Origin of the sequence: Cohnella sp. OV330, assembly GCF_900112065.1 — a bacterium.
Classification (GTDB): Bacteria; Bacillota; Bacilli; order Paenibacillales; family Paenibacillaceae; genus Cohnella.
Genome location: NZ_FOKE01000023.1, coordinates 1 through 20,327 on the forward strand (window position 1 = coordinate 1; position 20,327 = coordinate 20,327).

At 48.0% G+C, this 20,327-nt stretch carries 14 protein-coding genes; 11 read left to right on the forward strand and 3 right to left on the reverse strand.

Annotation, left to right across the window (positions count from 1 at the left end):
• From BM235_RS31255 to BM235_RS31290, 10 genes are all read left to right on the forward strand, one after another.
• A partial coding sequence (locus BM235_RS31255; protein ID WP_090118186.1) for a TetR family transcriptional regulator C-terminal domain-containing protein occupies positions 1–382 on the forward strand: 382 nt, incomplete at its 5' end.
• Between the two features lie 145 nt (positions 383–527).
• Positions 528–1,457: an SDR family NAD(P)-dependent oxidoreductase gene (locus tag BM235_RS31260; protein WP_090118187.1), complete on the forward strand. Its 930-nt coding sequence runs from the start codon at positions 528–530 to the stop codon at positions 1,455–1,457.
• A 46-nt stretch (positions 1,458–1,503) separates the two neighbouring features.
• Positions 1,504–1,626: a hypothetical protein gene (locus BM235_RS31825; RefSeq protein WP_255374688.1), complete on the forward strand. Its 123-nt coding sequence runs from the start codon at positions 1,504–1,506 to the stop codon at positions 1,624–1,626.
• Between the two features lie 553 nt (positions 1,627–2,179).
• Positions 2,180–3,364, forward strand: coding sequence for an AlbA family DNA-binding domain-containing protein (locus BM235_RS31265; protein ID WP_090118188.1), 1,185 nt, complete (start codon positions 2,180–2,182; stop codon positions 3,362–3,364).
• 600 nt (positions 3,365–3,964) lie between these two features.
• Positions 3,965–7,627 (forward strand): pre-peptidase C-terminal domain-containing protein, encoded by a 3,663-nt coding sequence (locus BM235_RS31830; RefSeq protein WP_158544150.1) that lies wholly within the window; start codon positions 3,965–3,967, stop codon positions 7,625–7,627.
• Positions 7,628–7,647: 20 nt separating this feature from the next.
• Positions 7,648–10,728 carry a lipase/acyltransferase domain-containing protein gene (locus BM235_RS31270; protein WP_143106765.1) on the forward strand — a complete coding sequence of 1,027 codons (3,081 nt, stop codon included), beginning with the start codon at positions 7,648–7,650 and terminating at the stop codon, positions 10,726–10,728.
• Positions 10,729–11,557: 829 nt separating this feature from the next.
• Positions 11,558–12,625, forward strand: a complete 1,068-nt coding sequence (locus tag BM235_RS31275; RefSeq protein ID WP_090118190.1) for an SAVED domain-containing protein — start codon at positions 11,558–11,560, stop codon at positions 12,623–12,625.
• Positions 12,626–12,644: 19 nt separating this feature from the next.
• On the forward strand, positions 12,645–13,934 hold the full coding sequence (locus BM235_RS31280) for a cyclic GMP-AMP synthase DncV-like nucleotidyltransferase (protein ID WP_255374689.1): 1,290 nt from the start codon (positions 12,645–12,647) through the stop codon (positions 13,932–13,934).
• A gap of 241 nt (positions 13,935–14,175) precedes the next feature.
• Positions 14,176–15,462 carry a PIN-like domain-containing protein gene (locus BM235_RS31285; protein ID WP_090118191.1) on the forward strand — a complete coding sequence of 429 codons (1,287 nt, stop codon included), beginning with the start codon at positions 14,176–14,178 and terminating at the stop codon, positions 15,460–15,462.
• Positions 15,463–15,719: 257 nt separating this feature from the next.
• Positions 15,720–16,445, forward strand: a complete 726-nt coding sequence (locus BM235_RS31290; RefSeq protein ID WP_090118192.1) for a hypothetical protein — start codon at positions 15,720–15,722, stop codon at positions 16,443–16,445.
• Positions 16,446–17,274: 829 nt separating this feature from the next.
• On the opposite strand, the gene BM235_RS31305 is transcribed toward BM235_RS31290, so the two are convergent.
• From BM235_RS31305 to BM235_RS31315, 3 genes are all read right to left on the reverse strand, one after another.
• Entirely contained in the window at positions 17,275–17,730 is a 456-nt protein-coding gene (locus BM235_RS31305; RefSeq protein WP_090118195.1) for a hypothetical protein, read from the reverse strand.
• Positions 17,731–17,862: 132 nt separating this feature from the next.
• Positions 17,863–18,876 carry a DUF4871 domain-containing protein gene (locus BM235_RS31310; RefSeq protein ID WP_090118196.1) on the reverse strand — a complete coding sequence of 338 codons (1,014 nt, stop codon included), beginning with the start codon at positions 18,874–18,876 and terminating at the stop codon, positions 17,863–17,865.
• Entirely contained in the window at positions 18,873–19,427 is a 555-nt protein-coding gene (locus BM235_RS31315) for a sigma-70 family RNA polymerase sigma factor (protein ID WP_255374690.1), read from the reverse strand. Before BM235_RS31315 ends, BM235_RS31310 begins: the two co-directional genes overlap by 4 nt.
• 427 nt (positions 19,428–19,854) lie before the next feature.
• Between BM235_RS31315 and BM235_RS31320 the strand changes: the two genes are divergently transcribed.
• On the forward strand, positions 19,855–20,327 hold a 473-nt coding region (locus BM235_RS31320; protein WP_143106677.1), incomplete at its 3' end, for an IS110 family transposase.

A 20,327-nucleotide genomic window follows, 5' to 3' on the forward strand; every position in this document is an offset into this window, starting at 1 on the left:
GCTGAGTAGAAGCATGGTCTTGAATATTCATGAAGGGCTGGATGCCAAAGAGCTCTGTTATACGTTTATGAAAAATTCATTAGCGTTCATGATTCAAAATAAAGACTGGTTTCTCTTCTTGGAACAATTCACGACATCGCCATTTATGAACAAGTTTTATGAAGATGACGATACTGCGCTTATGTTCAAATCCTTGATTCGTTACTTTGAAAAGGGCATACAGAATGGGAAGTTAAAGCAAGTCGAAGCAAAGCTATTGATTTCATATTGTTATCACCCAATTGTTCAACTTGCAAAAGCCTATCATAATAACCATCTGACTGCAGTTGATAAAGAATTTGAGCTATATTTTCTATTAAGCTGGGATGCCATTAAAAAATAATGGCATTAATCAAGCAAAAAGGTAAAACAACCGTCCAAAAATAAAAAGGATGAAACGATCGTCATTGGCAATGCCCAGTCATTTCTATTCTATTAGCTAGATGTACGGGCGCCGATTAAATCTAACGTAAGGGAAGGAAATCACAATGTCTGAAACTTCACTTATCACCACGCCATTTGATGCCTCGTCCACTGCCAGCGATGTTGTTGCGGGTATAGATCTCACCAACCGAAGAGCCATCGTTACCGGCGGAGCGTCCGGAATAGGCATTGAGACCGCCCGCGCACTAGCCGAGGCGGGTGCCCATGTAACGCTGGCTGTTCGCGACCTCGACGCTGGAAAGCGCGTCGCCGAAGATATTGCTGCAACTACCGGCAACCAGCTCGTTGAGGTGGCTCTGCTAAACCTTATCGATCGGTCGTCGGTGGCCTCGTTCGTGGCGTCGTGGGATGGACCGCTTCACATATTGATCAACAACGCCGGTATCATGGCAACGCCAGAAACGCGAACGCCTGAAGGCTGGGAACTTCAGTTCGCCACCAATCATCTAGGGCATTTCGCGCTGGCTAATGGCCTTCATGACGCATTGAAGGCGGCCGGTAGTGCCCGCGTCGTATCGGTTAGCTCCGCAGGCCACCTCCGTACACCGGTCGTGTTCGACGATATTAACTTCCTACGTCGTCCCTACGATCAATTTCTTGCTTATGGGCAATCCAAAACTGCTAACATACTATTCGCCGTTGAAGCTTCAAAACGCTGGGCCGACGATGGCATCACAGTTAACGCGTTGATGCCAGGTGCCATTCATACTCCAGGGGTTGCCGGCTTACAAATCACCGCCGAGCAGAGGGCGAGCGGCCAGGAATTCGTATGGAAGACACCCCAACAAGGAGCAGCAACCTCCGTACTGTTGGCAACCTCGCCTCTGCTCGACGGTATCGGTGGCCGATATTTCGAGGACTGTAACGAGGCCGAACCCCATGTGTCCGGAACTCGAAACGGGGTCGCTTCTTACGCCCTTGATCCCGAAGCGGCCGCGCATTTGTGGCAGGTGTCAATCGACGCGCTATCCTAACCATTGTTCGACACACTAAAGTAAGGAACGAGGAGGCAGACATTTCATGGGAGGAACGAATGTATGGGATGCGGAGTGGGAGGTTAACGAAGAGCAGGCGCGGACGCTGATCGGCAGACAATTCCCTCAGCTGTCATCGAAGCAAGTGAAGCGATTGGGCTGGGGCTGACGGCCATATAAAATAACAGAGAATACTGACCCACTCTTTACTGATCTATTTTTGCAAGCCCGGTATCAAATAGAAAATGAATATCCTTTTACAGATCGAACGAAGATGTTTTTCCATAACTTCCGTGAAAGTAAAAAATGGAAAGCTGCTATTGCTGCATTCGTTAGAAATAACGATGATAATGAGAAAACTGGTGTTCCAAGTGGATAACCTAGCGAGTGCTGTCTGGTGACAAGAACATATATCGTTAACCGATTTAGGACAAGAACTTGAAATATTAGTCTTAGTTGAAACGGGAATGGGGATCAAGTTCTTGTCATCCGACAACTAACGTACGTTCTATTCCGGAATAAATTAATGTCATTAAATACTTCGCAGTATTGTGATACAACGAACTAATATTGGGCTATGGGGTAGTTATAACACGAGTTAACCTTGGGATCAGAGTGAACGCAAAGCATTCTATCGTTATACGTACATTATTTGGTAATATTAGTGTATAGCGTTGGCCTCAACTCAGCCGAAATAGCAATATTGTTAGGGGGATGAACAATTGCGTCTGTTTGGAAAGAGAGTTAGCGAGCTAGGCTCTGAAGATTTTGTTCGTATCAAGGAAAATAAGGTAGCCGAATCTCTCGTACTAGAGTACAAGCTAGAGCTACATAAGCCAAATAATGAAGGAAAGAAAGAACTGCTCGCCGATGTTTCGGCAATGGCCAATACAAGTGGTGGAATACTTCTCTTTGGCATAAAAGAGGCAACGGAAGACGGCCACAATGCCGGTTACCCTGAAGAAATAGTCGGTATAATGGGCCGAGATGGAGCTGCCATTAATTTCGAACAATTAAAGCAGTGGCTAGACAGCACGATTCGAGATGGCATTGACCCACGAATTCAAGGTATCGAGTACCAAGATTATGAGCATGATGGTAAACACCTCTTTGCTATTGCTGTGCCGCGGAGCTTACAGGCTCCCCACATAGTAAAGTTCGAAGGTGCTTCTCGGTTTTACGGACGGGGGAATACAGGTAAATTTCAAATGGATGTGAGACAAATTAGAGACGCATTTAATCGCACGAACGACTGGCGAGAAAACGCTGAAAAATTCCGGACTGAACGAATTCGTTTGCATTTTGAAAAGTTCGGTGGAATCCCCGGCTTGTTGTTGCATGTTGTTCCTTTAGGAGACCGCGAGGCCATTGAGTTAAAAGGGAAAGCGTCGCAGATTGCAAGCATATTTCCTTCTTTTGGTCACTACGGGCATAGTGCCGGATATAATTTGGATGGCGTGATCAAATGGACATCAGTTTCGCCAGAAAACATTCAAATTTTTAGAGACGGGGGAATGGAGTATTTTCACCCAATTATGGATGAACGCAATGAAAAGGGAGAATTTCAAATTTTCCTTGCAGAGATTCCAATTTTCACACTAAAGTATTTGCACCATTATATGCTTATTGCACAACAATTTGGGGTCACTCCGCCTTATGCTGTTTTTCTAAGTGCCGTTGGTATGAAAGGAGCCTATTTTAAAGCCGGTTTTGGGGATAGGAAGACTTTCGCAGAGGGTAGGAATGAACTACTTCTTCCAGGCACTCTAATCGATGATTCCGATACCACCATCATTCAAGAAGCAATGCATGGAACATTCGATATATTATATCAAGCATGTAGGCTTGCGGGTTGCGATCTATATTCTGCAGAGGGAGCGTTCACAGAAGATTACCTTGAAGGATAAGCGACTTTTTTCTTCTATAATAGGAAACCTCAATAAGAAACTTCGTCAGAGGAAAACCGCACCAAAAAACGGAATAAGGAGCAGACGTCTGCTCCTTTTCTAATTCAATGAATTGTATTCTGCAAAGTAATATAAATGCTCATCTTCATCACATCATCAAATCAAAAATGTCAGAGGACAAGAACATATATCGTATCTGATCCGCGTCTAACGCGGATTTTTTGTTGTAACGATGCAAGAATGCTGTAGTGTTCATATCCTAGAACACATGGCTTAAGGGGCGGGGCAGGTAGTGGGACGCCAATGACGACATTATATCGATTATGACAACACTGATGATGCTGTGAGGAGGTAACATGGAACGTTTTACGTCGCTTTGTCATTCTCCTGTATATTCTGCTTACCTGCATACCAAACTGAATATAAATCCTGATTATCCTAGTCCTTCTCATCATAATTTCGCGAAAACCTAGTCAGCGGTAATCTTTTGGTCCTACCGTAATCGATGACATTCCGATTACGGCCGTCACTGGCCTCCTAACATGGGCGAACTTTATGCTAATGAAGCATAATTCGAACATCGTGAGGAGGCTTTATATAATGAATGGAAGCAAAAAGGTGCTGGCTCTGGCGGCGGCGCTGTCGCTCACGCTCGGCGGCTGGTCTGCGGGCGCCGCTCCGGCCGGCGTCGGCGGGAAGTCCGAGGGAACGGCGACGCCGGGCGTGGCGGTGGCCGTTCCCCGAGCGACGACGAAGCCGAGGCTGCCCGACGTTACGCCACCCGGCGAAGCCCTGGGCTTGACGGCTGCGTATGCGAACGGAGAGATCCTGCTGAGCTGGCGGCTGCCGACGGACAAGGATTACGATCATGCGAACCTGTACGTGAAGGAGCCTGGCGCGCCGGATTTTGAGCTGCACGAAGCCGGTATTGCCTCTGAGCCAGCCGACGGGGATTTGCCGACGAGCTTTTCGGCAAGCTCCGTCGGCAGCGGCAGTACAGGCTTGATGCAGACGTACGCGCTGGCGGCGCCGCTGACAGGTTTGTACGAGGTGAAGCTGACGAGCATGGACCGGACGGGCAACGAATCCGCCGGTACGCTGGCGTCGGCGCAGGCGGCGCCCGATGCCCAAGGGCAGGCGGCGGTGACGGACGCCGATGCGACGGCGCAGGCCGCGGACTTCATCGTGACATGGACCGATCCTGCCGATCCCGGATTCCGGCGCGTGCAAGTGCGAATCGAAGCCGCCGAGGGAGGCGCCTACGACCGCAGCTTCCTTGTCGGGAAGGGAGAGCAGCGTCTGATTGTGTCGGGCTTGACTGCCGGTGAATACACAGTCGAATTAACGGCGTACGATGCGTTCGAACGGGCATCTCCGACCGTGCGTTTCTCGGCTTCGAGCGTGGATGTGACGCCGCCTGCGGAGTCGGGAGCGCTGCGGGCCGAGGATCTGGCGGGGACGGCGCAGCTGACCTGGGCGCCGCCCTCGGAGGATGGAGACTACGCGAGCAGCCGGCTCTATGTCCGATATCCGGGACAGGCCGAGTATACGCGCTTGGCATCCGACCTTGCGGCCGGAAGTTATGAGGTTCCCGGCCTGAGAGCCGGCGCGCACCAGTTCAAACTGACGTCCGTCGACCCGGCGGGCAATGAATCCGCGGGCGCGATCGTCGCGCTGGCGATCGGCGATTATGAAGCGCCGCAGCCCGTATCCGCCGCCACCGTCGCCCTGCAGGGTCCCCGGGTCGAGCTCGCCTGGACGGACCCGTCCGATCCGGATCTGGCGCAGGTCCGGATTCGCATCCGCTCCTCGGACGGCGCTGCGTACGACCGTTCCTTCGACTTGCAAAAGGGCGTCCAGCGGCTGCGGTCCGAAGCGCTGCCCGAAGGCGACTACGAGATTTCGCTAACCGCTCTCGATGCGGCGTCCAACGCTTCGTCCGCCGTGCGCTTGTCGGCGCATGCGCTGGCCGACGCCACCGAGCCCAACGGTTCCGTCGCTGAAGCGAAGCTGCTCGCTCTTCCCGATTTTTCCGTTCAGGCTTCGCTGAGCGACGCGCAGGACACCGACTATTATGTCCTGCCGCTTAAGACGCCGTCCAAGATCAGCCTGACCCTGCGCAACGAAGCAGCGTCCGAGATGGAGCTGCGGCTGTCGGACAGGAGCGGCATGCGCGTCTACCGCAAGGCAGCAGTGGCTGCGGGGACTGTGGCGCAGGAGGAGGTCACGCTCGGCGCGGGCTACTATTACGTCAAGATCAGCGGAGGCGCGGCCACGGGCACGCCTGCTTATTACGAGCTTGAGGGCGGCACGGGGGATTTCTACGAACCCAATAATGCCAGAGAGCAGGCGACCGTGCTATCCGCCAACGCCCTCCGTACCATCAGCACGATCGATCGTCCGGGAGACGTGGACTGGTACCGCATCGACGCAGACCGTACCGGTCCCATGTCCGTCCAGCTGCGCAACCTCCCGATGGGTACGAATTACGACCTGTACCTGACGGACGATGCGGGCACGGCACTTGGCGAATCGCGCTCGCTGATCGGCTCGCAGGAGACCATTACGTTCAACGCCACCGCCTCGCGGCATTATTATGTCTACGTGCAATCCGCCTCGGGCTATTCTCTGTTCCCCTATACGCTGGAGACGACCAATCGCGAGCCCGATGCGCTGGAGCCGAACGACACGCCCGCGAGTGCGACCCCCGTTTATGAGCCTTATGCAATTGAGCTGCAGAAGCACGGCAGCATCCACTACGGCGGCGATTCGGATTATTACCGGTTCGAGGTCGCCAAGGCGGCCGAACCGTTCTCGTTCACCGCTCCTGCGAACGTGAGCCTACAGCTGCTGGATGCCGAAGCGAGTCCGTATGGCGTCCAGCCCGTCCTTTACGAACAGAACCAAGTGATCTCCACTAAATTGAACCCGGGTACCTACTATGTGAGAGTATACGCTTCGAGCCTTGTTACGGAACCGGTCCCCTATGATCTGACCTTCCGGTTTCCCGCAGGCTCGCTGCCCCGTCCGGTCTATACCGTCAGCGAGCGAGAGCAGAAGCTTGTCGCCTACTGGGCACCCGATTTCATGCAGGACATCGTGTCGGTACGGCAGGGCGGATACAGCGACATGTTCACCGACTACTTCTTCGACGGTCAGACCAATCCGAGCTACAAATGGTTTAATTTTAAAAGCGGCTGGTACAACAGACCTTCCGTCGTCTACCACTCATACCAGGAGACAGACACGCATTGCTTCATCGGCTACTATCTGTATTATCCGTCCATGGGCTTCACCGGCGTAATGCTGGTTATTTACAAGGACGGCAGCGAATATGGCAAGCTTCAACTTGTACGGACCAAGGACAAAGCGTACTCGGACAACAGTCAAATATCCGATCTGGAGGGCGGCATCTTTAGGGCGGGCCATCGTCCGGTGCTCAGCGTCACCGGTATGCAGCAAAGCACCGGCTGGGGCGGAAGCGGTCCCGATACGCCCACGATCACGATGTTCGAGGGGGATCTTCGGGACCAGCCGCCCGGGGGCACCGGCATCAAGTATTTTCACGGCGGTACTGCAATGGAAGTCACGGACATCAACAATTGGGCGGCTTATTCGTACCGGCTGCTGCCGATGAAGGAGCTGTTCGACAATGAGGCGGTGCTGGACTACGAGTTTAAAGGGGTATGGGGCCTCTATCCGAGTTCGTTCGGATTCGTCCGTGGCGCCTTCCCATGGAAATACGAGCAAGACATGCTGAGCGATCCGGCGTTTTACGTAGACAGAAAGCACGACTATATGGGCGGATTCTCGCACAAATACATCGATAACGCCTATTACCACATCGGCGTTCAATATATGTCCGTCGCCGGTCTGGAAGATTTGGATTCTTTCCCGGATAACCCGAAGAGCGATCTTATCGTCATCGGGGACGGCATCAACAAAAATTATTGGAAGAAGAATAACGTGACGAAGGATCAGTTCTACCCGATTTTCTTTGGCGAAGACGACGCCCAGGAGGATATGGATTTCGTGACTCCGCTGTCCACCCGTTATCTGGCGAAGCCGAGCTATGCCCGGGGCGTGCATGTCGAGGTAGCCGATCTTGAAGACGCACACGCGAACAGCGCATGGGAGACGATGGGGACGTTCGATTACCCGCTCCAGCCGGGCGAGCAGGCGACCTGGATCGGCAAGCCGCTGTCGATGGTGGATGGCAAAGTGCTGGCCCGGATCACCTTCCGCGCATGGCGGGTCAAGTGAGGAGGAGCGCTATGCGCAAAATGGTGACGAAACTCTCCGCCCTGCTGCTCGCTCTGCTCCTGGCCGTGCCGCCGTATGCATCCGGCAAGCCCATATCCGGCGGTACTGGCGGCGGGGGCCAGGATATTACGCCTCCGCACGAAGCGGCGGGCTTTGCGGCCGCGGAGACGGATGACGGCATCCGGCTGACCTGGCGGCCGCCGCTCGATGGGGACCTGGACCACTTCAATCTGTACATTCGCCGCACCGGCGCGGCAGACTACGAGATGTATGTCCCGATTCTCTATCCGTCAACCGCGTCATCTGGCGGCGTGTCGTCGCTGTCCGGCGCGAACGTCGATGCGAACGTCGGCACACGTTCCTATACGGCTGAAGGACTCGAGAGAGGAAGGTACGACTTCAAGCTGACAACCGTCGACCGGAATGGCAATGAATCCGCAGGAGCGACGGCTTCGGCCAGCGTAGGAGACACCGCGGCTCCCGGCCCCGTCACCGGGGTCCAGGTCGTCGCGCAGGGTTCCCGTCTCGCGGTCGTCTGGCACGATCCGACGGATGCGGACCTGGCCGGCGTGCGCGTGAGCGTAAGGCGAGCGGGCGACGAGGACGGACGCACGGTAGAGGTGGCAGCGGGCGCAGGCGCCTACACGACGGACGGTCTGAAGGACGGCAGCTATGAAATCGCAATCGTCGCTTACGATGCGGCGGGCAATGCGTCGGAGCCCGTACGGGCGACGGCGTCTACGGATCCGGATGCGCACGAGCCGAACGATGGCACGGGGACGGCATTCCTCTTGCCGCTGCCGCAGATCCAGGTCAGAGGCATCCTCGAGACCGAGGCCGACAGCGACTATTATGCGCTGCGGCTCCAGGCGCCGTCGCGCATCCGGCTCGCGCTGCGCGACGAGTCCCGCAGCGCCGCCTTCTCCTACAAGCTGTCCGATCTCGGCGGGCAACGCGTGTACAGACAGGGGACGGCGGAGGCGAACGGGGATACGGCGGTCGAGGTCACGCTGGGCACGGGCGTGTACTACCTGAGAATATACGGGGGCAGCGCGGCCGAGTCGATACCTTATACGATTCTGGGAGGCACAGGGGATTACTACGAGTCCAACGATACGATCGATACGGCGACGCCGCTGCGGTCCGACGCGCCGGTGCCCTTCGGGACGATCGACCGCACGGAGGACGTCGACTGGTATCGATTGACGCCTGTGCAGGCCGGCAATTCCATGATCCAGTTGCGTGGCCTGCCACCGGGCGTGGAGTACGAGCTCGTGCTGACCGACGACGCCGGCACGCCGATCGCCCGGGCGACAGGAAGCTCCGGCCGGGAAGCGACAATCGTCCGGGAGCTGGGCGCGCTTCGCACCTACTACGTCTATGTGCGCAAGGTCTCCGGCGTATCCGGCGAGCCTTACACGCTTGAGTGGAGCGAGCTTATGCCGGATCGGCTCGAGCCGAACGACACGATGGGCCAGGCGGTCCCGATTGTCGCGCCGCAGAACTTCAGCTATCGGGGGACGATTCACGCAGCGGGCGATGAGGATTTCTACCGTTTCAAGATCGAGCAGACTTCATCGGTCAACCTGACGCTTGCCGACATTCCCGGATTCCGCAATTACGATATGCAGCTATGGAACGACCGCGGGGAGATCGTAGCCGCTTCCGTCTCGCCGGCCGAGGCAGAGGAAAAGATCAAATTGCCGCTGAATCCGGGGACTTATTATGTTCGCGTGTACGCCTCCCAAGGCTTTTCCGGGCGTGAATATACGCTCGGGTTCAGCGTGCGGACGATCCCGGTCATTCTTGTGCCTGGTCTCGGCGGGACGACGCTGTACACCAAGAAAAGATCGAACGGGCAGCTGGAGAGGACCTGGATGACCCAGATTCAGAACCGCTGGGCGACGTCGAAGCTGCTGCCCAGCAATCCGGACTACGAGGTAGTCGTAGACCGGGTGGACAATGGCCTGACCGCGATCGACAACCTGTACCCCGAGGGCCACATCGATCCTGTACAATACAGATTCCTCGGCTTGATTAGCGATCTGAAGAAAAGGGGATACCGGTCGGGGATGACGCTGTTCGGCTTCCCCTACGATTGGCGCATGAGCCATGCGGATCAGGTCGCTCCGCTGAAGGAAGCGGTCGATCGCGCATTGGCGGCCAGCGGAGCCGAACAGGCGATTGTCATCTCGGAGGGAAGCGGCGGTCTTATCGTCAAGCAACTGGCCCACGATTATCCCGCTTACAAGGCGAAGCTGAATCGCTGGATCGGCATCTCGACGCCGAACCTGGGCACGCCCGAGATGTTCAAGGTTTATTTGAGCGGCGGGCATTACGGCTATCGTGTAGATCCGACCACTTTTCAGCAGCTGGCGATGCAGTCTCCCGGTTTTTATGAGCTGCTGCCTTCGCCCGGTTGGTTCGCGTATTTAAAAAAGATTTACGAGCATTCGCGGCTGTATACCGATTACCGGGAGGACGACACGATCACGACCGTCGAGTCGTGGGATCAGATGACGGACTTGCTCGCAACGCTCTACATGAACCCGAAAATGAAGTTTGAGCAATCGTATGCCCAAAGGGCGCTCGAGCTGCACAAGGAGATATGGGATCGACCGCTTGAGGGCGTGGCGCATGACGAGATAGCGGGCTCGGGCAGGCCGACCGCCTTTTCCTACTATTGGGGCGATTGGAGCCCGATGAACCACCTCGATCAGCTACACAGCGATCCGCTTGGCTTTCTGGAATTGTTATTTGGCGGAAACGACCACGAGCCCTCTGAACTGTACCACACCGGGGATTCCGTCGTCCCGCTGCTCAGCCAATTCGGAGCGATAGGGACGCAGGAGAAGCGGTACTTCGTGAAAGGGGCTTCGTTCGCATCCTCCTTAAACGACTTCGATATCCGCAAGCAGATCGCGGATTTGATGGATGGAAGGGAGGTGCCCGTCACCGCCCGGATCAGCACAGAGACACCCGATTACGAAGTCGACTGCGCGGAGTACGGAGATTATTGCATAGCACCTCTCAAGCCGAGTTTTCAGTTTCCGATGCTTAAACTGCCGACATCCGGTCCAAAGCTTCCATTCTTTCCATGATAAAAGCAGCCAATGCTATTATGAGAAAAACCGCAGCATGTCTGTGGTTTTTTTCATTGTCTGATTGTTTATGTACTTCTGCCTAAAATACCTCAACAATTCATTTCGTTCGTGGCTTATTTGGAAGATGGGGAAGGTACGGATACAACTATGTCGAAAGAATTATACAGGGAAATATACAGCTTCTACAATTATGCCAGCATTTGTTGAACATCGACAATGGCCAGACACCGAAGCGGATAAATCACTTTCAGTTGATATAAATCTTAGTGTGAGAAATGGAGACCCGTCGGAAGTCAAAAACATTGTCCCATTAAATGCCGCAGCATTCGCGGCTTTTTTGTTTTGAAAGGGATAATTATTCTGTCAAAATCCCGAATTTGTATATAAAGGGGGGATTAATATGGGGGGCATTATTCTGTCACTGGTGTCAGAGGACAAGAACATATATCGTACCTGATCCGCGTATAACGCGGATTTTTTGTTGTAACGATACATGTTCTTGTTCATTGAGATAGACAAGAACATGTATCGTTAGCCGAAAAAGTCAAGAACATATATTGTTAGCCGAAGATGCCAAATTTAAATTAATGCAGGCCTCTGCCGTTCAGGTTCGCAGAGAGGGCCATTGATTAAAATGTTTTGCCTGTTCTCCGTAAAAGTGATGCATGAAAAGGTCGATGAAGCCCTTAGAAGCGGGAGCATTCTACACACTATTCCCCACTTAGCTTTTTACAAGTAAGAAATTTCTTGAAAATAATTCCTATCAAATGGTTAAATCTTAATGGGACTAATGGTATAATCAGGGATATAAAAGGAGGAGGACTATTTGACTATAGGCAATATAATTACGTTAGGAATAATGGCATTCGTACTTATTGTTGGCATCATTTTCATGGTGAGTCATTTCAAAAATCATCAACGCGAGGAAGGGATTGCTGATTTAATCATCATGTTTGGAACTGAGGTTATTTCTACGTCGTTCGGAACATTAGATGATAAGATTTTTGCTTTTCTTAGCAACCAAAATGTAGATACGAATTATGCTCAATTAATTTCTGGATTTATATTGATTGGAATTGGATTATTCCTAATGATGCACAGTAGAAACAAGATGTACATCCTAAATCTCAATGGGATGTTTCATGATCGTAGAATTGATAACCATCATAAAGAAGTGGGCCTGAGTCCTTTTCAGTTCAAAGAAAAGGAAGTTGATTTTGTTCGGTTGTACAAAAAAGCAATGACCTCTGAGGTAGCCGGTGAGATCGTTGAAGAAATCAAGCACAAGGTTGAAGTATATAAACAAGAAAGCAAAGATAAGAAACGAGGCTATACGGGGATTGCGTCGATTCCATTTGTCTTAATTGCCGGAAAATACTTTGAACGTTCTGTCATGAATGAGTATTTCGAGTATGATAAGTTCCAGCAAGTATACTACCGACTTACTTCCAAAAGTCGATTCCCAAGATTAACGCTAACCCAAAATAATGCCATTACGCGTCTTCAATCTACACAATGTGAGGAAATTGCTATCGCAATCAGCATTACAGCTTCAATTAGCAGTGAGCAATTAACCCAGTTCACTTGTCCTCACATCTATTTATCTGTATCTAATCCTGATGATAATCTAATTAAATATAAAGAACAATTACTGTCGTATGTGAAGGCTACACATGACGTATTGAAAGATACACATGGTAAACTGTCACATCTGAAAAAAATCCATCTCATTATTTCATCTCAGAGTTGTTTTGCTTTTGAACTTGGTCAGTTGATTGATGATACTCGAATGCCTGTAGTGATAAGTTATCAATATAACGCCCAATCATCACCGAAATATCCGTGGGGCATTATTATTAATGGCAACCGAAAAGGGAATTTTGTACATTCATAGTATAGGGGGGACATAAGTGATGTCCACAAGTATGTACAATGTAAGTTCAAAGTTTAATACATTCTACACCGGACATGTTGTGCTTTCAGCAACAGAACAAACTAATTTGCGACAGAAGAAAGATCTCAATATTGAACGGTTGGAGTCTGGTTTATCCGAATATAATACGGATTACAATACGAATTATAAGTTAATCGATCATAAAGTTCAGGGCAGTATGGCAATGAGCACAATTATACAAAACGAGGAAAATGAATATGATATTGATGTAGCCATTATTTTTAACAAAGATAATCTTCCTGACGGAACCATAGCAACAAAAAATATGGTAGCCGATGCATTAAAGAGAAAATGCAAGAGGTTTAAAACTGAACCGGAAGCAAAGACCAATTGTGTTCGTGTAGATTATGCGGATGGTTACCACATTGACTTTGCGGTTTACCGTAAATCACAAGATGAAGATGGAAACGATGTCTACGAACATTGCGGAAGTAACTGGAGAAAGCGGGATCCAGAAGTTATTACGAATTGGTTCAATAAAAGCAACAAAGACAATGATGGAAATATTCGTACTGTTGTTCGATTGCTTAAAATGTTTTGTAAATCAAGAAGCGGATGGTCTATGCCAGGAGGACTCATTCAATCTGTACTTGCTGAAGAGTGCATTCAGTCAAAAGACAGAATCGATGAAACCTTTTACTATACAATTAAAAAGATACGGGATCGGCTCGAAGAAAATAAAGAAGTGTACAATCCGAAAGATACCGAAACAAGTTTGCTATTGAATGCCAAAGATCATCAGAAAGTTAAAAATCTGCATACCAGATTAAAAAGCTACATCAGTAAGTTGGATGTATTATTTAATAGCGACTGTAATGAAAACCAAGCCTTATCAGCTTGGAAAGAATTCTTTAATCATTCCTATTGGGGAGAACTTGTTACTGAGTCTACTGAGAATCGAACAATACTTGCAAAGAGTATGTATGGTAACTATTCTGTAGAAATTGTTACAATGGTTGAATGGCATCCAGACGAATATATTCCACTCAACGAAGTGTTGGGTCCTATTCCAAAAGGTAAGAGAATACGTTTCACGGCCAAGTCCAACTTCTTCGATTTTTCAAAGATTGAGTGGGAAGTAAGCAATAATGGTGATGAGTGCGTGGAAGTGGACGATCGTGGGCATTTTTCAGAGGGAGTTAGTGTAATAGAAAACACTGCTTACAGAGGTGTTCATAAAATGACTTGTCGTGTTTATCGTCAGGGCGTTATTGTATGCGAAGACGATGTAAGAATACAAATTAAATAAGCTCTCTTTTTACATAGTTTGTCCCATCTGTTCATCATATCAGTCACCATACAAGCGATTGCCTGTTGTTAAACTAAAAAATGGAAGCATCTTGAATGATCCTACTAACTTTTGGTTATTGTGTCAGAAACACGATCTTTAAAAATGGATCTACAAAACAACATCTGAGAGGTATCAGACGTATTGGTAATTATTTAATTTAGTCAGATTATTTGGTTGAAAATTTTGGAGGTCTTTAGTCATGAAGCAACTTTTCTCTACATATTTTAGCCCAACCGACGACGAGTATAAAGAGCTCTGGCAAAAATGTATTTTTGTATTCGATGCAAATGTCCTATTAAATTTATATAGATATAGTAACAATACTACCGATATTTTTTTGGATATCATAACCCGCCTTTCTGAGCGAATCTGGGTTCCACATCAAGTAGCTCTTGAATATAATGCAAATCGAATAGGTGTAATTTATGAACAATTAGATGCTTACGCTAGAGTCAGACAAATTATTAGCAAAGCATCAGTAGATTTTTTTAATCATTTAGAAGAAAATCTGAAATCCTATAAAAGAAGGCACCCAGTAATCGATGTAAGTACGATTACTTCCAGATTAGATGGTTTTATCAAGTCAATTAACGGAGAGCTTGAGAAACAAGAAGAAAGCCATCCAAATTACTTACAAAGTGATTCAATAAGAAGTAGACTCGAGGTTCTACTTGAAAACAAGATTGGACTACCGTTCAATGAAAATGAGTTACAGTCAATTTACGATGAAGGCGACAAGAGATATAAACAGAAACGCCCGCCAGGATTTAGAGACTCTGCAGATAAAAAGGATAAAGTCAAATATTATCGTGGCCTTGTTATTCAAGATCAATATGGAGATTTGATTGTTTGGAAACAAATTCTTAATAAAGCAAAGGATGAGCAAGTACCTGTAATTTTTATAACTGACGATGCTAAAGATGATTGGTGGCAGAGACAACATGGTAAAACTATTGGTCCAAGAATGGAACTTGTAGATGAGTTTTCGCACTATACTGATCAAAAATTTCTAATGTATGAATCGTATCGATTTATTGAGTACGCTCAAGGTTTTCTTAATCAACAAGTCGATAAAGAAGCAATTAATGAAGCACATCAATTGAAACGATCAAAAGAAGTAGATACAAATCATGAAATGATGAATGAAGTTTATCAGTACAATAAGCTTCTAAAAAGTGGAAAGTTGAATTCTCGCATTGTTAAGCCTATAGTGAATTACACTGTTGGCGAGAAAGTTATACATGCAAAATGGGGAGTTGGAATTATAGAATCCATTCATGGATCCGGTAAGAATCAGGAAATTAGAATAAATTTTCCCCAGCCAGCCGGAAAGAAAAGATTGTTGGCATATTTTGCACCTCTTCAAAAGTTTACACCATTCGACGACAACGACGATCTTGAAGAAGCAATTTATGAATTATATGATGAGGAATTTTTAGAAGAACTTACGTCGGTTGCCGAAGTGGATGATTATGAAGATGAATAATACTAAATTAACTAATACTGTCTGGGGATGACTCGCCAAGGAGAAGAGTCACATTTAAAATAACATGAATTATAATCGCTTCGCGCAGCACCAAAATCATAGGAAGAATTGCCCTGCATCCTGGATGTGGGGATTTTCTTTGTTTATGGCCAGGCGCGCGGAGTGCGCCACTTTGAAGCATGGTAAAATAAGTGTATATTTTAGAAGATAGGGGGAACGGGCATGAGCGATCCTAACAATAAATCCAAGAAATTACAATGGCCAATGCGTTTCAGTCCATCGGCAGTCAGCTTCAGCAAATGACTCAGATGTCTCAGGCATTTTATAATACAATCGGATTTACCATAAAGCAGAGCGGCGTCCTGGAGATGCAGCGCCAGATTCATGAGATGCTTAGGCATCCTGGCTTTCGGGCGGCGCAGGAAAGCCTGAGTCAGTTGGTAGCCCAGTCGGCGATCGCTGCCTCTTCCATAAGCCAACTTCAGCATCAAGTTGGAGCTGCAGTTCAAGGCATTGTAGGGCAACTGGATGCGTATGCCTTTAGCGCTGCTGCGGTTCAGAGACAAATCATATCGATGGTTGATGGCATCGACTGGGAAGCGCTAATCGAGGCGACCGAGGAAGAGGAACGCGCACAATTGGCTGAAGAGACAAACAAGATTAGGGAGTTGTTTTCCCGAGATTATCTAAACCTTAATGCACTTGTGCTACAGGTGAAGGATTTCATTGCATCCTTGAATATAAAGAATCCGGCTATTTATTTATTGGTGACAGTGTTCATTTTGCAGGTGCGAGAACGATCATCACTCAGGCATATCAAACTACTTTTAATCATAAGGATGTGCGGCCAAAGACGATCCGGAACGAGGCGGCAGCGGCACTTAGCGGTGTCGAGCCTTTATTTGTTGATGCTATCCGCATCGTGCTTAAGTCAGAACTTGAGCTCCGCATGCAAGCTACCAGACAAAGCAAAGTCATTGTAACGCTCGCTCTTGGGCAAAAGGTGCGTTTTATTGTTACTAAAGGTGACTGGACTAAAATTGAATCCTATGATGCAGCTACCGATACACATCATCACTATCCGTAAAAGTTTAAAAACGCGTATTCTTTTTCACAAAACCCGTATTTTATACATATGTCCGTAGATCGATCTGATCCCTTATATCATCTAAGTCATCGACATCATGAAAATGTTTCTTTGTCAGGATTCCTTCATTTAAAGGGGCGATATCTAGAATGCAAGTGATCCAATCATTTTCATAAATAATATTGGCTTCGATCTCTTTATTGGCTAATTGACAACCTAGACATGTACTCTGGGGCATTTTCCTTCCTCCTGTTAGTTATTAATAAGTTAGAAGGCCTATTTTGTTTATTTGGCTACCTCGGCATCTTTATATGCCTAACGTCCTCCGATAGCTGAATAATCTTAATGCATTTCAATGTCTATACACCGTAATGTTCTTTTACCTTTAACCATGTCTCAAACCAAAAAGTTCTCGACTTTATTGGCTCTACGACTTCCGTGATAGCACCATTATGGTTTATGTACACGATGCTGTCAGTAACCTCAAGCGTATCACCGAACCCGAATACGATTTCAAGGGTATCGCGCTTAAACTGTTCCTCTCTTGTGTTCGACCACTCAGCCTTATCGACTGAAGACCTTTTCCTCACTTGCTTATTTCCCCCTTGTTCTGCTCTTCTTCCCGTTAGTTTTAACAGCCGACCCAATCACGCAGGCAGGCTGTTTAATTCAAGTAACGTTTCCCGATAGCGTAATAAAGGAGATCACGCTATCTATTTATTTTTTTAATTGATTACCCCTTCTTTATTCTTCAAAGAAAAATTCCCAGGCTCCCAACCCTCTAAATGACCGTATCCACCAATAATATCTTCATTAACTTGATAAATGGTAGCGTATATTTTCTTTCCTGTTTTTTGTTTTTCTTTCAGCAAGTAGTATGTCATATAAACTTCTTTATAGGGCTTCAAATCAACACCTGCGATTTTTGCATCCCCATCCAAAATCTTCTTAGTATCTAGCGTTCCTTCACTAACTTTTTCCTCAATATGCCAACCAAACGACTCAAGGTATTCAAAAGGGTTAACATTCTTCTGCTCAGTTGTTTCTTTACTGCAACCAATCAGGAACAAGATACTAAAAAAAGTGAATAAAACAATAATTTTCTTAATCGAAATCCACTCCCGTAATTTTCCATTTAGATATGAGACGTGAAGACCCACATGAAGGTTGCAGTGTTTCAACTTTCCTGCCTTTTAGCTTAACAAAAACGGCAGCCGATCTTTTGACCTGCTGCCGCTGCGTATGATTGTGCTCTCGTTCTCCGATAGCTTAATGCCTATACCTACAATGTTGTTTTTAACAACAGGATAATATTAATTCTGAGGCTGTACTTGTACTGTAATACTGCCGAATAAAAGATTTCCGATATAGGCGTTAACTCGCCACATCCCCTCTTCAGGAAAAACCATCGACGTAGGAGTACGAGAATCTTGGGTGTTCCAAGGACCGGTGAATGTTCTAAAAATGTCGATTTCTCGATTTGTGCCTTCCTTTAGAGCCATTATGCTTAATCCACCTGTCAGTTCTTCTTTTGTTCCCCAAAAGAACCACATGTATTTATTCCTTTTGCCGGCGATAATAGGTTGTTTGTCGAGCAGTTCGCCATTTTCGTTCTGATATGGGCCGATTAAGAAGCCGACTTTACCTTCTTCGCCTATTAATACGTACTTATGAGAAAGACCATCGACTCCCTCGTACGGAAGATCAAAAGTTCCGGATTCCGTCCAAGGAGCAGGCTCTTTGATCTTCAACACGAAGTCGCCGTAGAATCGTTCGTTTAAGTCGACCTCGAATCTCCATGTGCCACCGAAAGGGAGGCCGAATCGGGTTACGAATCGATCCAAGCTTTTGTACCCCGGGCTAGGCTCGGTAATCTTAACGGGCGCTACGACGGTCACTTGTTTTCCCACCCCCAGATGATATGCCCTGATTGAAATAGATTTACCGGAAAAAGTTTCAAACGGCTGCGTGAAATGGATCATATAGCCGTATTGAGCTCCTGCAATCAATGCAGGATCAGGAAAGACTTGAAATAATGCTTTGCCTTTTACCTTATATTCGGTTCGAACCGCTTCGGTCTGAAAAGAAATTCTCGGAGCGAGCTCGTCGTTTCTTTTTGTAAATATTGCCGCGCTGTCCGTAATGAAAAGCGTGCCGACACAAATGATAATAAGGGCAATGATCGCTCGGAAACGATATCCGTAAAACTTTGAAACCGGTTTTTCTTTGGATTTGCAAATAATCTCTTTCTTCAAACGTTCGTTGAAACGTGGCTGCATAAAAGGGGATTGCCCGAGTAGTTCTTCCCATTGTTTGTGCTTATTCAATCGTCGATCCCCCCTTCCGGTTCAAGCTGCAACAAAGTCGATAATCTCTTGCGCGCGCGATGCAGTCGCGATTTGATTGTTCCTTCGGCGACATTCAGCATTTTGGCCATTTCTTGTATGCTCAGTTGATAATGTATTTCCAATAACAGAACTTCCCGATACCGAAGCGGCAATTTCATCACGTTTATCCAAATATGACGAGTTTCCATCCTATCGAACATTTCCGCCTCCGCGGATCGGGAAGTTCCTTTTAAAGCGGCGTTGTTTACTAGGACGACTCTAGAAAAGTATGCATTTCTCCTGTACTTGTAGGTTTTGTTTCTCGTGATAGTGAGAAGCCAACTTTTAATGTGGGATTCGCCGCGGAAAGTATGAAGCTTCTCATACAAGGTCAAGAAAACTTCCTGGCAGATATCATCCGCATAATCAGATCGTCGGATAAGATAAAAAGCAAAGTTCCATACGTCGTTTCCATATTTATTCATTAATTCATTCAATACGACATCGCGATCTACTCCGCTTGTCAAATATTTTAGATAATCCAGATCCACGGCCTCACCCCACTACACAAGTAGACCCCTTAGCTATACAAAAGTTCCCAAGTAAGAAAAATAATACAGCAAAGAGGACCACCGAGGCATTTTCCGCCAACTAAACAAATTAGCCGGTCGGGATAATCGGTTGTCATGGATGCTTTATGCAGAAATTATATTAAGCTTAAGCTATCCTGCCCGTTCGTATTATGAGGTCACCAGATGTTTCTGGTCGACCTCATTTTCATGTGGTCGTAAGATAGCGGTAGCCGGGGATCGAACGTTTCTGCCCGTGGGACTCGGATCCCGAGAGCTATTCCGTTCATCCCCCCTACTTGTTACACCATGCTTAGGCTAGTTGGGGCTCGACCCCGAATCACATGCGATGATGTGGACGACAAGAAGGTTAGGGGCTGCCGGCGAATTCGTAGTGAGGAGTGGTTATATGAATCCGGTCATTGGACTGGATGTATCCAAAGGAGAAAGTCACGCGCAAGCCTTTGCCGAACGGGGCATGCCGCATGGTAATACGTTTCGGTTTGAGCATAATCTTGAGGGGCTAGCCTCGTTCCTGACCTATGTACAAGCCCTCGAATCGTTTACCGGAAAGCGGCCGGCCATTGTTCTTGAAGCAACAGGTCACTACCATAGCCCAATCGTTCAGTTTCTGGACAAGCATCAATATTTGTATATCGTCATCAATCCGTTAATCTCACATCAGGCGAAAAAGACAAGTCTTCGTAAAGTAAAGACAGATGCAGCGGATGCCTACCAGCTGGGGGAATTGTTCTACAAGGAAGAACTTGAACCGTATAAGCGGCGAGGACAATTCTTGATGAATTTACGCTATCTGACCCGGCAGCGCGAATCATTAACGGATATGTATGTGCTGGCCAAGCTGCAATTCCAGGCCGTTCT

Bases quoted from the DNA above. Each gene is read 5' to 3' on its own strand.
- BM235_RS31825 (WP_255374688.1), top strand. From the start codon at position 1,504: ATGGGAGGAACGAATGTATGGGATGCGGAGTGGGAGGTTAACGAAGAG.
- BM235_RS31290 (WP_090118192.1), top strand. From the start codon at position 15,720: ATGGCCAATGCGTTTCAGTCCATCGGCAGTCAGCTTCAGCAAATGACT.
- BM235_RS31830 (WP_158544150.1), top strand. From the start codon at position 3,965: ATGAATGGAAGCAAAAAGGTGCTGGCTCTGGCGGCGGCGCTGTCGCTC.
- BM235_RS31285 (WP_090118191.1), top strand. From the start codon at position 14,176: ATGAAGCAACTTTTCTCTACATATTTTAGCCCAACCGACGACGAGTAT.
- BM235_RS31280 (WP_255374689.1), top strand. From the start codon at position 12,645: ATGTCCACAAGTATGTACAATGTAAGTTCAAAGTTTAATACATTCTAC.
- BM235_RS31270 (WP_143106765.1), top strand. From the start codon at position 7,648: ATGGTGACGAAACTCTCCGCCCTGCTGCTCGCTCTGCTCCTGGCCGTG.
- BM235_RS31260 (WP_090118187.1), top strand. From the start codon at position 528: ATGTCTGAAACTTCACTTATCACCACGCCATTTGATGCCTCGTCCACT.